We start from the raw sequence: 16,039 nt of genomic DNA, 5'->3' as shown, positions 1-16,039 counted from the left end.
TGCTAGTCCAGAGTCGATCAACTGTTCGATGACTCGATGGGGTGACGTGCACATCACGTTCCCTTGGAGGCATGAACCATTTAGGCTCCGGGCACGTCCTGAACAACAACCCGGCAAGCCGGCCGGGTGGACGAAAGCTCCCCAGCGATGTGAAACCGTAAGCCCACGCAATACGGCTCATTCGCCGCCAAACCGTCAAGATCCGGCCTGCTCCGAAGGAAGTTTCGAGGAAAAGCCGCGAGCGGGAACGTTTTCGGCCTGGTTGGATGTTGACCCTGGTACGACAGCTCGTCGAGCTAGAGAAGAGGCGACGTGACTACTGTTCTGACCCCCGCGAGCCCGCTGACGGCCGCTGACCGCTGCGACCGGTGCGGCGCTCAGGCTTACCTGCGCGTCGTTCTCATGAGCGGCGGCGAACTGCTCTTCTGCGCCCACCACGGGCGTAAGTTCGAGCCAGAACTCAAGAAGATCGCCGCGGAAATACAGGACGAGACGGAGCGGCTCACCGCCCCTCCGGCGTCCGCGTCCGACGAGGACCGCTGAGTCCGCAGTGGAACGCTGACACATCGCATCCGACGACGAGCGAGGTCCGGCCATCCAGGGCCGGACAGCCGCGGGCGGCCACCCCCACCGGGGAGGCCGCCCGCTCTCGTGCGCGCACCCATCCGGCACCCTGCCCGCTTCCGCCCGCCGACGGGCACCACGTCGCGCGCGGCCCGCATCGCACTCCCCGTGGGACGCCCCGCCGCGCCGCCACGGCCTCCGCCCGCCGGCGACAGCGCATCGCCCGCCTCGCACCGGCCTCGCGCCCGCCGCAGGACGTCCCACGCCTTCCGGCCGCCGGCCGCGCCCCGGCGAGTCCCCGGGCCGCCTCGTCTGCGGCGCGGCGCCGTAACGGCCGCCCGCCGCCCACACCCCCGAGAGGCCCCGGGCCGTGTGGCCGCCACCTCGCCGCCGCGACGCCCTGTCCGCCTCGCCCGCGGGGTCGGGGCCGTGGCAGCCGCCCGCAGGCCGCGTACCGGCACGGCTCCGGGCCGCACGGCCGCTTCCCGGCCACCGACGCACCCGGTCCGTCGCCCTCGCACGGCCCGCGCGGCCCTCAGGACGCCGTCACAGGCCCTCACTGCCGCCACCACGGCCCCCGTGGGTGCGATCCGGCACTCCATTGCCCCGCCGCCCCGCGAGGCGGCGAGACGGGCCGCTGGGCTCTCGCCGACGCCGGGCGGGTGGCGTGCGAGCGGGTCACGGGCCGGGCCGGGCGGACCGCCTGCGGCGCCGGTCCGCGATCACGCCGCCGCGCGGCGGGCGCGCCGGGCGCCCCGACGCGGCCGGACTCCGCCTCCGCGGGCGATATCGGCGCGGCGGCCTTCACCGTGTCGACGCTGTGCGCCTTCACTTGGGCGATGGCCGCCGAGATCCGCGTGTACACCCCCGGGTGTCCGGGCTGGGCACAGCCGCTCCCCCACGACACCAGCCCCACCAGCCGCCCCCGCGCCACCAGCGGCCCGCCGCTGTCACCCTGGCAGGCGTCCCTGCCGCCCGCCGGCAGCCCCGCGCAGAGCATCGTCGCCCGCCGGTAGACGCCCTCCGCGCTCCCCGGGTACGCCCGCTCGCACTGCGCGTCGTCCATGACGACCAGCCCCGCCGCCCGCAGGGTCTCGGAGTACGTGCCGTTGCCGAACATGTCGCCCCAGCCGTAGACCGCGGTCGGCGTGCCCGTGCGGTAGACGGCGTCGCCCGCCTGCGCCAGCGCGATCGCGCTGTCGTGCGGCAGCGGGTCCTTCAGGGTGAGCACGGCGAGGTCGCCCTCGTTGGTCTCGGTGTCGAAGTTCGGGTTGACCCAGGTGGCGCGCAGTTCCAGCTCGGTCCCGGACACCCCCCTCAGATCGTCCCGCCCGTAGATCACCCGGAGGTCCTTCGCCTCGGCCACGTCCGTCCCGAGGACCTCGCGGCTGAGGCAGTGCGCCGCCGTGAGCACGGTCCGCTGGCCCACCAGGGCGCCACCGCAGAACTGCCCCGAGCGGGCGGCACCGAACCGCTGGCGGCTGGCCAGGGCCACCGCCCAGGGCGCCTCCGCGGCCCGGACGGACTGCCCTCCGACGACCGCCAGATCCGCCTGCGCGGGGACCGGCGTCGCCAGCAGCAGCGCGACCGCGCCGGCCAACGGGTAGCTCAGCGAACGCATGCACTCTCCTGACCGTATGAAGTCCCCTGCACACCCAGGGTCACCCCGTCCGCCGATCATCGCATCCCGAAGCCCGAAGGCCCGGCACCTCGGAAGAGGTGCCGGGCCTTCGGGGACTCCGGGAACGGGCGGCCGCCCCGGTTTCTAGTCGAGGTAGTCGCGAAGGACCTGCGAACGGGACGGGTGGCGCAGCTTGGACATGGTCTTCGACTCGATCTGACGGATGCGCTCACGCGTCACGCCGTAGACCTTGCCGATCTCGTCCAGCGTCTTCGGCTGGCCGTCGGTGAGGCCGAAGCGCATGGAGACCACGCCCGCCTCGCGCTCGCTGAGCGTGTCCAGGACGGAGTGCAGCTGCTCCTGGAGGAGCGTGAAGCTGACCGCGTCGGCCGGCACGACCGCCTCGGAGTCCTCGATGAGGTCACCGAACTCGCTGTCGCCGTCCTCACCCAGGGGGGTGTGGAGGGAGATCGGCTCACGGCCGTACTTCTGGACCTCGATGACCTTCTCGGGGGTCATGTCGAGCTCCTTGGCCAGCTCCTCCGGGGTGGGCTCGCGGCCCAGGTCCTGGAGCATCTGGCGCTGGACACGCGCGAGCTTGTTGATGACCTCGACCATGTGCACCGGGATACGGATGGTGCGGGCCTGGTCGGCCATCGCGCGCGTGATGGCCTGGCGGATCCACCAGGTCGCATACGTGGAGAACTTGTAGCCCTTGGTGTAGTCGAACTTCTCGACCGCGCGGATCAGACCCAGGTTGCCCTCCTGGATGAGGTCCAGGAAGAGCATGCCGCGGCCGGTGTAGCGCTTGGCCAGGGAGACCACCAGACGGAGGTTGGCCTCCAGGAGGTGGTTCTTGGCGCGGCGCCCGTCCTCGGCGATGATCTCCAGCTCGCGCTTGAGCTTCGGGGCGAGCTTGTCGCTGTTCGCCAGCTTGTCCTCGGCGAACAGACCCGCCTCGATGCGCTTGGCGAGCTCGACCTCCTGCTCGGCGTTGAGGAGCGGGACCTTACCGATCTGCTTGAGGTAGTCCTTGACCGGGTCGGCCGTGGCACCGGCCACCGCGACCTGCTGCGCGGGGGCGTCGTCCTCGTCGTCGTCGGAGAGGACGAAGCCCTTGTTCTCGCCGGTCTCGTCCTCCTCCTCGCCGGCCTTGCCGGGGGTGGGGGTCTCCTCGACGAGCTCGTCGTCGAGCAGCTCGTCGGCGTCCTTCTTGGAGGCGGTCTTCTTGGCCGCCGTCTTCTTCGCGGTGGCCTTCTTGGCCACCGTCTTCTTGGCCACCGCCTTCTTGGCGGCGGTCTTCTTCGCGGGCGACGCGGTCTCGTCGCCCTCGGCGTCGCCGTACGCGCCGACGGACGCGCCGGACGTGGCCTGCCGGGACGTGACCGTCTTGGAGGCGACGGTCTTGGTCGCGGTGCGCTTCGCCGGGCTCTTCGCTGCGACGCTCTTACGGGTGCGCTTGGGCGCCTCGGCGGCACTGACCATCAGCGTCACACCCTCCTCGTCGAGGACCTGGTTGAGGCTGCGCAGAACATTCTTCCACTGGGTTGGCGGAATCTGGTCAGCCTCGAAGGCCCGACGCACGTCGTCGCCGGCGATCTGCCCCTCGGCCTTTCCCTGCTCGATGAGCGCCATCAGAGACTCGGATTCGGCGATCTCCGGCGGGAGCGTACGGGATGTGCTGGCCGACACGAACAACCTCTCGGAACGATGGAAACGGCTTCCGGCCCCGGTCCGCTCTGAACGACGGACCGGTTCCGACGACCGCCGGCAAAGGATGAACCGACGGCGCGCGGGTGGTGAGTACGGACGGACACAGCACCTCGAACGAGGCCGGTATTCCCTCCGCCGCTGCCACCTCTTTAGTCATCGCACTGCCTCAAAGAGCGTTACGCCCAATCCTCGTGGCCCGAGTCACACCACATAACGGAGTGAAAGGCCATACAAGAGGACATAGCATCCCGCCGCTCTTCCGCTGCGGCCCCGGTCCGAGCTCCGGGGGCGGCCGGCGGCGCCCGTCCCGCGACGGATCGGGCGCGTGGGATCGGGCGCGTGGCCGGGGTGCCGTCCGACGCGGCCGCGCGCCCGATCCGCTTCCGCGGTCCCGCGCGCGGCCCGGCCGTACGACCCGGCCCGTACCGTCCCGCCTCTCCCGCGGTCAGTGTTCGCGCGGCGCGGGCACCACGCGCTCGACGTCGGGGTGGGCGGTGAGCAGCTGGCGCATGGCGGCCTCCGCCCCCGCGGCGTCGCCCGCGCCCACGGCGTCGACGATCCGGAGGTGGTGGCCGACGCCGGCCTCGGTGGGGCGGTCGCAGCCGCCGGCCTGCGCGCCCGAGACGTGCAGCGCGGAGGAGACGATGCCGGAGAGGTGCTCGAGCATGCGGTTGCCCGCGACCTGGAGGAGCAGGGAGTGGAACTCGGCGTCGGCGCGCGAGAACGTGAGCGAGTCGCCCTGGGCCAGCGCGTGGCCCATGATCTCGGCCATGTCGGCGAGGCGCTGCTGGACGTCCTCGCGGCCGTGCCCGGCGGCGAGGCGGGCGGCGAGCGGCTCGATGGTCCAGCGGAGCTCGCAGAGCTCGCGGCGCTGGTCCTCGCGCTGGGGGCCGAAGGCCCGCCACTCGATGATGTCCGGGTCGAGGAGGTTCCAGTCGGCGACGGGGCGGACGCGGGTGCCTACGTTGGGGCGGGCGCTGACCAGGCCCTTGGCCTCCAGGACGCGCAGGGATTCGCGGACGACGGTGCGGGAGACCTCGAAGCGCTGCCCGATCTCCTCCGGGACGAGGGGGCGGTCGGCCCCCAGGTCGCCGGAGACGATCATCTGGCCCAGCTGCTGCACGAGCTGCCCGTGCAGCCCTCGGCCCCGGCTGCCGGCCGCACGGCGGCCGGCCCGGCTCAGCTCCGCCTCACTGTCCCAGGCGGGTGGGGTCCCACGGTCGGCCCCGGGGGCCTCCCCGTAGGAGTATCGGTCCAGCTCGCCCGAGCCTGTGAGGCCGGAATCGGAGGGGCGAGCCGCGGTCATCATGGTGTGCGCAAGGGTACTCACGCCTCCTTTGTCGGCGACACCTCCAGCTCCCTTGAGGTCTTTGGTGAAAAGCACACGAAAGGGTGATCGCCCATTACCTCATAATTGACGCCTAACTGTGCGGAAACGGGCGCAGTTACCGGGTGCTTTGAATGCGGAGCGTGACATTCGAGGCGCCGGGCTCACGGGGAGTTCACGGGCGTGAGCGGGCGGGCGCGCGCCCTCACCGCGGGCGACCGCGGAACACGGTGAGCACGTACGCGCCGAGGAGCGCGGTGAGCGAGAGCGCGAGCCCCCACCCGACGGGCTGGGAGACCAGCCGCAGGGCCGCCGAGACCCCCTGGTCCATGCCGGAGGGCCACTGCACGACGGCCGCCGAACGCAGTCGCTCCGGGAGCCCGACCAGCGACCGGGCGGCGGGCTCGGCCAGCAGACCGCCCAGCACCGGGACCACCAGGGTGGGCACCGCCAGCACCGCCACCAGCCCGAGCGCCGTGGACCGGAACAGCCCGGCGGCGAGCAGGCCCGCCCAGGCGCAGCCCAGGGTGAGCCCCGCCCAGCCGGCGAGCGCGACGATCAGCTCGCCGGAGGGGCCGACGGTGACGTCGCCGAAGAGCAGCCCCACGGCGGCGGCGTCGAGGGTGACGGAGGCGAGCGCGAGCAGCAGGGCCGCGGCGGCCGTGACGGCGAGCTTGGCACCGAGCAGGCCGAGGCGGCGGGGGACGGTGCCCTGGTCGGGGGCGAGCGCGGGGTACCGGAACTCCTGGCCGAAGGAGAGCGCGCCGAGGAACCCGGCGCCGAAGGCGGCCGGCGGCAGCGGCAGCAGGGTGGGCCAGCCGGTGAACAGTCGGGGCTCAGGCGACCCGGTGCGGGCGAGGAGCACGGAGGCGAGGACCGAGACGAGGAGCGCGGCGGCGGCCACCACCCAGGCGGTCCGCACCCCCGTGGCGCGGCGGAGCTCGTAGCGCAGCGGCCAGGCGGGATCGGCCGCCGGGAGCCGGGGCTGGACGCGGGACGGCAGGGCGGAGCGGGCGGCCGACCCCGCCTGGCCGCTGCGGGCGGGTCGACCGGGCCGGGCAGGCCGGGCGGAGCGGCCGCGGACGTCCGCGGGGCCGGGGGCCGCTCCGGGATCTCCGGAGGCTCGGAGTGTTCCGGGCGGCGTTCCCGGCGTTCCCAGCGTTCCCAGCGTTCCCGGCGTCGCGGGTGACGCCTCGGCGAGGGGGAAGGCGGTGCCGGCGAGGCCCGCGGGACCGGCGGCGGGCTGCCTGCCGTCGGCGCGCGGCAGGGGGGCCACGGGGCCGGTGTCCCCGACCTCCTCGGCCAGCCGGTGGACGAGGATCCCGTGCCGGTAGGCGGTCTCACCGACGGCGGCGCAACTGCTGTTGTAGACCGAGAGCCGGCCACCGCCTTCGTTGACGACCTCCATCGGCGGACCGGCGTCGGCGACACCCGTGGCCTCGCCGGCAGCGCCCGCGTCGGCCTCGGCGTCGAGGACGTGGGCGAGCCGGTCGGCGAGCGGGGTGCGCACGACGACGCGGGGGCGCAGCCGGGTGCGGGCGAAATCGTCGACCGCCTGATCGGCCACGAGGCGTCCGTGGTCGATGGTGACGACCTGGTCGGCGATGCGGGCGGCCTCCATGGGGTCGTGCGAGGTGACGAGGACGGCGCCGCCCTGGGTCGCGTAGCCGCGCAGCAGCCCGTGGAGCCAGGCGGTCTCGCGGGGGGAGAGCTCATGGGCGGGCTCGTCGAGGACGAGGGTGTGGGGATCGCCCAGGAGGGCGGCGGCGAGGCCGAGACGGCGGTCCATGCCGAGGGAGAACGTGCCGAGGCGCTGGTCGGCGAGACCGCTGAGGCCGACGACCTCCAGGACCTCGTCGGCACGGGCCACGGGCACGCCCGCGACCGCGCTGAGCATGCGCAGGTGTCCCCGGGCGCTGCGGGAAGGGTGCCCGGGGACGTCGCCCAGCAGCACCCCGATCTCACGCGTGGGGTGCGGGACGCGGTCGAGGGTCCGGCCTCGGAAGAGCGCGACGCCACGGCCGGGGTCGAGGCGCAGGATCAGGCGCAGCGCGCTGGTCTTCCCCGCGCCCCGTTCCCCCAGCAGGACGGTGACCTTCCCGGGGCGCGCCTCGAAGGTGAGGTCGTCCACGGCGAGCGGCTGGTTGCGGCGGGGAGCGCTGGTCAGTCCGATGGCCTGGAGCATGGCTTCTCCCGCAGGGCGTGAGACGGCTCGGCGGCGCCAGGGCGCACGCGAGCGTGAGGACGTACGGCAGCACGGTAACCCGGTATGTCCTATTTGTTACGCAATGCACGCGCCTCGTGTGTTGCCGTGTCCGCACCCTCACACCCGGAGCACGGAGACAGGCCCACCGGGCTCGCCGACCTGCCTCCACCCCACCAGGAAAGGAACAGGCGGGCAGGCGGGCAGGCGGGCAGGCGGGCAGGCGGGCAGGCGGGCAGGCGGGCAGGGGGCAGGGGGCAGGGGGCAGGGGGCAGGAAAAGGAAAGGCGCCAGCCCGGCGGGCCGCTACGCCTCCGGGCGCAGCATCGGCGGATTGAGCAGCGTGGCCCCGCCGGCCCGGAAGAGCTGGGCCGGTCGCCCGCCCTGACGCGTCGTCGTCCCTCCCGTCGGCACCAGGAAGCCCGGTGTACCGGTCACCTTGCGGTGGAAGTTGCGCGGATCCAGCGCGACGCCCCACACCGCCTCGTACACCCGGCGCAGCTCTCCCACGGTGAATTCCTGGGGACAGAAGGCGGTGGCGAGCGAGGAGTACTCGATCTTGGAACGGGCGCGCTCGACGCCGTCCGCGAGGATCCGCGCGTGGTCGAAGGCGAGCGGAGCCGCCAGCTCGTCCTCGCGGGCGTACCCGACCTCCTGGTCCAGCAGATCCTCGACGGGCGCCCAGCGCGCGCTCCGCGCGTCACCGCCCGCGCGCGGTGCGGGCAGGTCCGGCGCCAGCGCGAGATGCGCCACGCTGACCACCCGCATCCGGGGGTCGCGCTTGGGATCGCCGTAGGTGGCGAGCTGTTCGAGGTGGGCGGCGTTGGGCAGCAGCGGCCCGGCGGGGTCATGGGCGTGCAGCCCGGTCTCCTCGGCGAGCTCCCGCGCGGCCGCCGTCGAAAGGTCCTCGTCGCCCCGTACGAACCCGCCCGGGAGCGCCCAGCGACCCTGATAGGGAGGCTCGCCACGGCGGACGGCGAGCGCGCACAGCGCGTGGCGGCGCACGGTGAGCACGACCAGGTCGACAGTGACAGCGAAGGGCGGAAAGGCCGACGGGTCGTAGGGCATGACGCGATCATAGTCGTCTGCCTGACGATAAACAGGGTCTTGGGGACGCCCCTGAAGCGTCTCGTCGAAGAGTCCCACTCACACCCCCAGCTGCAGGCCATCGGCCGCTTCCTCGACCATCCCGAGCCCGAGTCGGCTGATCCGCACCGCGAACGGCTGCTCGGCCACGCGCAGACCGGTGAATCGCAGCGCGCCGAGCGGTGCCGTGCGCAGCGGGCGGACGGCCACACTGCCCGCCGGTACATCGGGCCGCACCCCCGCGAGCGTGGTCAGCAGCTGCACCGCGCCCGCGGCGGCGACCGCGGCCGGCCGGCAGGCCGCCGGGTGCGGCAGCGGGGCGCTGCCGGTCGCGCGCTGCTCGCCCGCGTACATCTCCGGCAGCCGGTGGCCGAAGGACTCGGCGGCGTCGATGACGCCGCGCAGCAGCCCGCCCGCCTCCTTCTCGTAACCGGCGACGGCCAGGCCCGCCACGGCCACGGCCGTCTCGTGGACCCGCACGGCCCCGCTGCGGTGCCCGAACGGATTGTGCCCGGGCTCCTTCGCGCCGAGGCTGCGCAGCCCCCAGCCGGAGTCGAGGGCGGGCCCGCCGAGCAGCCGGGCCAATTGCTCGGTCCGCACCTTGTCGAGCAGCCCGGGAGCGTGGTCGCCCGCTCCGAGCAGGCCGGTGTCGAGGAGGTGCGCGGCGGCGGAGCCGAGGTGCGGTATCAGGCGCCCGTCGGGCGTCCGGGCGGCGGCGGGGCGGCCGCCCCCGGGATCCTCGATCCAGAACTCCTCACGGAAGCGGCTCCGCAGACCGGCGGCCCAGCCCCGCCAGCGCTCCGCCCCGGGCCGCCCGTGGGCTTCCAGGAGGTCCGCCCCGAGCAGCGCCGCCCGGTGGGCGTGCGCCTGCACCTCGCAGCGGTACGGCCCGGTGGGCAGCGGATCGGCGAGACAGCCGCCCGCCGCCGTGCCGCCCGCCGCGACCGCCGACCACAGCCACTCCAGGCACCGCTCGGCGGCGGGCAGCAGCGCCAGCGTCTCCCGCTCGGGCAACCCCCACCGCCTGGCCTCCGCGAGGACGACCGGGAAGAGCAGCGTCGCCTCGATGCCCGTGCACCCGGGCGGCAGATGGGCCCCCGCGTGGCGCAGCGCGCCGGGGAAGCTCCCCCGGTCCGGCCCGGTGCCCGCGATCTGCGTACGGGCCAGGGTCCGCAGGGTCCCGGCGGCGACCCGCACGCCCAGCGGCAGCGTCATCCGGGCCGCCCAGAGGGCCTCGGCCGGGGCCAGTCCGCAGCGCCAGGGAACCCCGGCCGCCAGGTGCACGTCGCCCGGCTGCGCGGGGTCGCGCAGCAGCAGCGCCCGCAGGTCGTCGAGCGCCGTCGCGAAGAGGGCGGCCGCGCGGGGGTCGTCCCCGTCGGCCTCCGCGTCGCCCCAGGGCAGGGTGGCGCCCCGGCCGTGGGAGGCGGCGGTCTCGGGCGGGCGTACCCTGCCCGGCTGCTCCAGCCCCGCGCGGAGCTCGATGGCCCGGGTGCCGCCGGGGGGCAGGTCGATCTCCCAGCACAGCAGGCCGGCGGAGGCCAGGGTGTCGCCGGGCGCGGGCTCGGCCGTGACCACGGCCTGTGCGCCGGGCGCCGTCCACCGCAGTCCGGAGGCGTGCACGGCGGCGGGCACCTCCGGGCCGGGCACGCCCGCCGCGACCGCGCCCAGCTCGGCCAGGTCGGTGCCCAGGGACACCTCCACCCGGAGCCGCAGCGGGCGCCCGGCGGTGCTGCGCAGGACCACCCGCTCCACGCCCTCGGCGGAGCGGAGCCGTTCGACCGTGACGGCCGGATCCGGGCCGGAGTCCGCGGCGGTCCGCACGGTGCCCACGAAGCGGGCCCGGTCGGCGGCGAGCATCCGGCCTTGCACGGGCAGCGGCGGCTCGCCGCCGACCCGCACCAGACAGCGCGCGAGGATCCGCCGCCCACCGCGGTAGAAGCCGTCGAGGCCCTGGCCGGTCATCTGTCCGTGCTCGCCGGAGATGGCCAGGGCGGGCAGCGCGACACAGATCAGGGCCGTGTGCACGGGCTGTGGTCCGGGCGGCCGCGCGCCGCCCGTCCGCTGCTGCGGCGCCGGGGGCCGGTGGGCCGGCCTGCCTTGGGGGGCGATGCCTTGCACGTGTCTGCACTCCCCTGCGGGTGTCTTGGCCCAGGACGACGGGCAACGCTTACGGGCCACCCGGATGAACGGCACCGGGCCGGTCGAAGTCACGGTGACGCACGGCACGTCGCGGGCCCCGGCCGCGCCGAGGGGCATCACTGGGATCCCTCCTGCCTGTCACGCACCTCGCGCGCCACGCTCCTGCGCCGCACACGCGGGCGCCCGGCGGGTCCGGTCGGACCCCCCGGACCGGTGCCGGCGACGGGCCCGCCCGGTCGGCCGCCGCGCCGCGCGGCACGTCGCGGCCGCTCCTCCTCCGCCGTCGGGGCCGCCGCCTCCACCCGGGTCGCGGCGGTCTCGGCGCGCACGGCGGTCCGCAAGGCCCGGTCGGCCTGTTCCCGGCGCAGGCAGTTGCGCAGCGGCTCCGGGTCCAGGCCCTCGTTGCACGCGCGGTGCAGGAGCTGGGCGAACAGATACCGGGGGTCGAGGCCCAGCGCGCGGCTGAGCGCGACGCGGGCCTCGGGGTGGTCGCCGATGGACCAGGCGACCCAGCCCGCGAGGGTCACGGGAGCGGTCGCGTGCTCGGTGTACGGCGGCACGCAGCGCCGGGCGACGGCCCGCCACACCCGCAGCACCGCCGGGGCCTGCGGGCCCTCCATCCATTCGGCGGCGCGGTCGCGCGTCGTACGGTCCTGGAGCCCGATGATCACCGCCGCGGCCTCCTCGGCGGTGAGGAGGGTGTCGTCGCGGGCGTCGGACTCGGCCCGTCCGGGCACCGGCGGCGCCTCGTCGAAGCGGCGGACCAGCCGGCCGGTGAGCTCCAGCGTCTCCTGCCGCACGCCCTCGCAGTCCGCGTCGCGGAGGATGCGTGGCACCAGGGCGAAGGCCGCCGCGTCGAGCGCCCGCTCCTGCTCGTCGGCGCAGTCGCCCGTGAGGGACGCGAACCGGGCTTCCATCTGGCGCAGCGATCCCCGCACCTCGATTCCCGCGTAGGTGGCGGCGGCCGCCATGACGGAGGTGCCGGGGAGGGCCAGGGGTGTGCCGTCGGGCGGGCAGCAGCGGGGGTCGGGGCAGCAGTAGGACCAGAAGCGGCCGTCGGAGATGCAGAGTGCCTCGTGGACCGGCATCTCGAGGCGCCCGCACGCGAGGCGCAGGGTCTGGGCGAGTGGCTGGAGCCGCTCCATCACCTCGCGCGCGGTCTCGCCGGGGGCCGGGTCCTGGCAGAAGAAGAGGACGACTCCGTCGGGGCGGGCGCCACGCTTGCTGCTGCCGGTCAGCAGCGTCTCGGCGAGCAGGGCGCAGACGTCGGGCCATTCCTCGCTGACGGGCGGGATGCCGAGCCTGAGCCGGCCCCCGAAGCGGCCGCGCTCACCGTGCAGCGCGACCATCACGACGCTGTCGTCGGGCCGGAAGCCCAGGAGGTACGGGAGCGCGTCGGCCAGCTCGGCCGGGCTGCACAGCGTGACCTGCTGTTCCGCGTGCGGGCCGGAGGCGGTGGGGGTGGACGGGCGGGACGAGTCGTTGTGCTGAGTCATGGCGAGAGAGTCGCGTGGATCCGGCACGGCCCACCAGCCCTGTGGATAACTCCGGAATGATGGTCCTACGAATCCCTGTGGACAACGGTCCCTCGCGCCGCGCCGCCCTCCCGTCGCACCGCGCTCTCCGGGTTTTCCACAGGAGAACGGCCTCGTTCGCGCGATGTCAGTGGTCTCGTGTTGCATGGGGGCATGACCAACGAAGATCTGCGCCACTCGGCCGACACCGTCCTGGCCCGCCTCGTCGGAGACCCCACGGGCACGGCGAGACTGCGCGAGGATCAGTGGCTCGCGATCGAGGCGCTGGTCGCCCATCACCGCCGCGCGCTGGTCGTCCAGCGGACGGGCTGGGGCAAGTCCGCCGTGTACTTCGTGGCGACGGCGCTGCTGCGCGAGCGTGGCAGCGGTCCCACGGTGATCGTCTCGCCCCTGCTGGCGCTGATGCGCAACCAGGTGGAGGCCGCCGCGCGGGCCGGTATCCGCGCGCGCACGATCAACTCCGCCAACACCGAGGAGTGGGACACCGTCCAGGCGGAAGTGGCCGCGGGCGAGGTCGATGTGCTCCTGGTCAGCCCGGAGCGGCTCAACAACCCCGACTTCCGCGATCATGTGCTGCCCAAGCTCGCGGCCGCCACCGGCCTCCTGGTCGTCGACGAGGCGCACTGCATCTCCGACTGGGGTCACGACTTCCGGCCCGACTACCGCCGGCTGCGGACGATGCTGGCCGAGCTGTCGCCCGGCGTCCCGGTCCTCGCCACGACGGCCACCGCCAACGCCCGGGTCACCGCCGACGTCGCCGAGCAGCTGGGCACGGGCGAAGGGGCCGAGGAGGCACTCGTGCTGCGGGGCCCGCTGGACCGGGAGAGCCTCAGCCTGAGCGTGCTGAACCTTCCGGACGCCGCCCACCGGCTGGCCTGGCTCGCCGACCGGCTCGGTGATCTGCCGGGTTCCGGCATCATCTACACCCTGACGGTGGCCGCGGCGGAGGAGGTCACGGCGTTCCTGCGGCGGCGCGGCCACACGGTCGCCTCGTACACCGGCAAGACGGAGAACGCCGACCGGCAGCAGGCGGAGGAGGACCTCCTCGCCAACCGCGTCAAGGCGCTCGTCGCCACCTCCGCGCTGGGCATGGGCTTCGACAAGCCGGATCTGGGCTTCGTGGTCCATCTGGGTTCGCCCTCCTCCCCCATCGCCTACTACCAGCAGGTCGGACGCGCCGGGCGTGGTGTGGAGCACGCCGAGGTGCTCCTCCTGCCGGGCCGCGAGGACGAGGCGATCTGGAAGTACTTCGCCTCCCTCGCCTTCCCCCCGGAGGAGCAGGTCCGCCGCACGCTGGACGTCCTGGCCGCGGCGGGCCGGCCCGTCTCCCTGCCCGCCCTGGAGCCGCAGGTCGAGCTGCGGCGCTCCCGCCTGGAGACCATGCTCAAGGTCCTCGACGTGGACGGCGCGGTGCACCGCGTCCGTGGTGGCTGGACGGCGACCGGCCGCCCGTGGGCCTACGACGGCGAGCGCTACGCCTGGGTCGCCCGGCAGCGCGCGGCGGAACAGCAGGCCATGCGCGAGTACGCCGCCACCACGGAATGCCGTATGGAGTTCCTGCGGCGCCAGCTCGACGACGAACAGGCCGCCCCCTGCGGCCGCTGCGACAACTGCGCCGGTTCCCGGTTCACCGCCGAGGTGTCCTCCGTGGCGCTCGACGCGTCCCGGGGAGAGCTGGGGCGGCCGGGCGTCGAGGTCGAGCCGCGCCGGATGTGGCCGACGGGGATGGCCGCGGTCGGCGTCGATCTGAAGGGCCGCATCCCGGCGGGCGAGCAGGCCGCTCCCGGCCGGGCCCTCGGCAGGCTCTCCGACATCGGCTGGGGCAACCGGCTGCGGCCGCTCCTGGCCCCGCAGGCACCGGACTGCGTCATCCCCGACGACGTGGCCGACGCGGTCGTCACCGTCCTCGCCGACTGGGCCCGGGGGCCGGGCGGTTGGGCGACGGGCGCTCCCGACGCCCTCGCCCGGCCGGTGGGCGTGGTCACCGTCGCCTCCCGGACCCGGCCGCGGCTGATCGGGTCGCTGGGCGAGCGCATCGCCACGATCGGGCGTATGCCCCTGCTCGGCACGGTGTCCTATCGGGACACGGAGACGGACACCCGGCTGCCGCGTACCAACAGCGCGCAGCGGCTGCGGGCGTTGGACGGCGCGCTGACCGTGCCGGCGCCGCTCGCCGCGGCCCTGGCCGAGGCCGGTGGGCCCGTCCTGCTGGTGGATGACCTCTCCGACACCGGCTGGACGCTCGCGGTGGCCGCCCGGCTGCTGCGGCGCGCCGGTGCGCGGGAGGTGCTCCCGCTGGTGCTGGCGGTGCAGGGCTAGGAACGCGGGGCCGACGGGGCGGAAGGGCACGTCCGGGAAGGTGCAGGGCGGTACGGAGCAGGCCCTCGTGAGTGGCGCCAATTGATCGTTGCCGCCTGCCGGTGCGGCCGGGAGAATTGGAGCGGCTCCCCGCCCCGTCCGACCTTACCGCTCGCGGGTTCGCCGGGACTGCCCTCGCGCGTTCCCCCGGCCCGGCGCCCGTCCCCGCCCGTGGGCCGGCAGACGAAGGGAGGCACATGACCTTCGGCTTCGCTCCGCCACCGCCCGCCGACTCCGGCCCCCGCATCGGCCGGCTGCTCGAACCGGCCGAGTGGGCCGCCGCCGGGATCCCTTTGCTGCGGAACCCCCGCGAAGTGATCACCGGTCTGCACTCCCGGCACCGGCCGGCGCCGTCGACGGCCGTCGTCGCCGTCCTCGACCACGAGGAACGGGTGACCGCGAGCGCGTCCTTCGCCCGGCGGCCCACGGTGCCGGACGGCTGGGAGCTCCGCAACGCGCTCCTCACCCAGCTGCGTCTGGTGATCCCCCACGACCTGCGCCGCCGCACCCCGGTACGGAGGGCCGTGCTGCTCTACTGCCGGACCGGCGAGGCCCACTGGACGGAGGAGGACGGGGCGTGGATGTGGGGGCTGCGGGACGCCTGCACCCTGCACGGGTTGCGCTGCGGCGCGTACATCACACTGACCACGAGCGGCTGGCGGATCCTCGGCGAGGGGCGCAGCGGGCGCCGGCCCCGCTCGCCCGGTCCGGTCCCGCACCGGGCGGCGCGGCTGACCTCCGGTGGCGGGGCGCCCGAGGCGCACCGTCACACGGCGGCTCGCTGACGTCCCGCGTCCCGGCTGCCTCCGGACACGCGAACGGCGGCCGCCCTCCCCGCGAGGGGTGGACGGCCGCCGGACGGGCTCGGGCTCAGACGCCCGCCGGAAGAAGGGCGTTGACCCGCTGCGGGTCGCCGCAGACGACCAGCAGCGCACCGGCGCGGGACACCGCGGCGGTCACCGCTTCGTCGCCACCGCCGTTGACGGCGAGGATCACGACGGGACGGGGCTTCACGCGCGTGGCGTCGGCCGCCGCGTAGAAGACGTCGTCGCCGGCGTCGTGCTGCGCCCAGTAGGACGCCTCGCCGAACGACAGCTCGTGCGCGGCCCACGGGTGCGGGTCGCCGGTGGTGAGCACCAGGATCTCGCCGGGCTCACGGCCGGTGTCGAGCAGCAGGTCGACGGCCTCGTCGGCGGCGTCCAGCGCACCCTGCGCGGGCGCGGGGATCAGCTGGACCTGAGGTCCGGCGGCGGGAGCCGGGGTGGCCGGGGCCGTCGCCGTGGCGCGCGGAGCGCGCGGCGACGGGATCGGGCCACGGTCGGATCCGGCGCCGACGGGCCGCGTCGGGACCGGTCGGGGGCCGGGGCCAGGAACGGGACGGGGGGTCTGCGCGCTGCGGCCGGGGTTCGGAACGGCGCGGGGACCCGGGACACTCTCGTGAATCTGAGGCTCCTCGGGGATGAGAGGCATGAGTTGATATTTATCAAACACCGG

10 protein-coding genes and 1 pseudogene are annotated in these 16,039 nt (G+C 74.7%); 3 read left to right on the top strand and 8 right to left on the bottom strand.

Annotated elements, in window-relative coordinates; translation table 11 throughout:
* Positions 1-312: 312 nt before the first annotated feature.
* Positions 313-543 carry a DUF7455 domain-containing protein gene (locus LUZ64_RS31420; RefSeq protein ID WP_095582226.1) on the top strand — a complete coding sequence of 77 codons (231 nt, stop codon included), beginning with the start codon at positions 313-315 and terminating at the stop codon, positions 541-543.
* An 844-nt stretch (positions 544-1,387) separates the two neighbouring features.
* Here the strand turns inward: LUZ64_RS31420 and LUZ64_RS31415 are convergent.
* From LUZ64_RS31415 to LUZ64_RS31385, 7 genes and pseudogenes are all read right to left on the bottom strand, one after another.
* A pseudogene (locus LUZ64_RS31415) lies at positions 1,388-2,185 on the bottom strand (serine protease); the annotation flags it as partial.
* Between the two features lie 144 nt (positions 2,186-2,329).
* On the bottom strand, positions 2,330-3,877 hold the full coding sequence (locus LUZ64_RS31410) for an RNA polymerase sigma factor (protein WP_199843827.1): 1,548 nt from the start codon (positions 3,875-3,877) through the stop codon (positions 2,330-2,332).
* A 466-nt stretch (positions 3,878-4,343) separates the two neighbouring features.
* Complete coding sequence (locus LUZ64_RS31405) at positions 4,344-5,282, bottom strand: FadR/GntR family transcriptional regulator (protein ID WP_095582224.1); 939 nt, start codon at positions 5,280-5,282, stop codon at positions 4,344-4,346.
* A gap of 148 nt (positions 5,283-5,430) precedes the next feature.
* Positions 5,431-7,410 (bottom strand): ABC transporter ATP-binding protein, encoded by a 1,980-nt coding sequence (locus LUZ64_RS31400; protein WP_095582223.1) that lies wholly within the window; start codon positions 7,408-7,410, stop codon positions 5,431-5,433.
* A 323-nt stretch (positions 7,411-7,733) separates the two neighbouring features.
* Positions 7,734-8,495, bottom strand: a complete 762-nt coding sequence (locus LUZ64_RS31395) for an NUDIX hydrolase (RefSeq protein ID WP_095582736.1) — start codon at positions 8,493-8,495, stop codon at positions 7,734-7,736.
* 78 nt (positions 8,496-8,573) lie between these two features.
* Positions 8,574-10,538 (bottom strand): glycogen debranching N-terminal domain-containing protein, encoded by a 1,965-nt coding sequence (locus LUZ64_RS31390; RefSeq protein WP_372478757.1) that lies wholly within the window; start codon positions 10,536-10,538, stop codon positions 8,574-8,576.
* Between the two features lie 230 nt (positions 10,539-10,768).
* A complete protein-coding gene (locus tag LUZ64_RS31385) occupies positions 10,769-12,148 on the bottom strand; it encodes a DUF4192 domain-containing protein (protein WP_232390449.1) in 1,380 nt (459 codons plus the stop codon).
* Positions 12,149-12,340: 192 nt separating this feature from the next.
* Here LUZ64_RS31385 and LUZ64_RS31380 point away from each other — a divergent pair, with 192 nt between their 5' ends.
* Both LUZ64_RS31380 and LUZ64_RS31375 read left to right on the top strand, forming a co-directional pair.
* A complete protein-coding gene (locus tag LUZ64_RS31380) occupies positions 12,341-14,506 on the top strand; it encodes a RecQ family ATP-dependent DNA helicase (protein WP_095579904.1) in 2,166 nt (721 codons plus the stop codon).
* A gap of 236 nt (positions 14,507-14,742) precedes the next feature.
* Positions 14,743-15,330, top strand: a complete 588-nt coding sequence (locus LUZ64_RS31375) for a hypothetical protein (protein WP_095579902.1) — start codon at positions 14,743-14,745, stop codon at positions 15,328-15,330.
* Between the two features lie 85 nt (positions 15,331-15,415).
* Here the strand turns inward: LUZ64_RS31375 and LUZ64_RS31370 are convergent, their stop codons facing one another.
* Positions 15,416-16,015, bottom strand: coding sequence for a hypothetical protein (locus LUZ64_RS31370; RefSeq protein ID WP_095579900.1), 600 nt, complete (start codon positions 16,013-16,015; stop codon positions 15,416-15,418).
* Positions 16,016-16,039: the final 24 nt, after the last annotated feature.

The organism is Streptomyces albireticuli (genome assembly GCF_021228125.1).
Taxonomy (GTDB): Bacteria; Actinomycetota; Actinomycetes; order Streptomycetales; family Streptomycetaceae; genus Streptomyces; species Streptomyces albireticuli.
The sequence above is the reverse complement of the archived record's forward strand: the minus strand, read 5'-3'. Positions and strand labels throughout refer to the sequence as shown.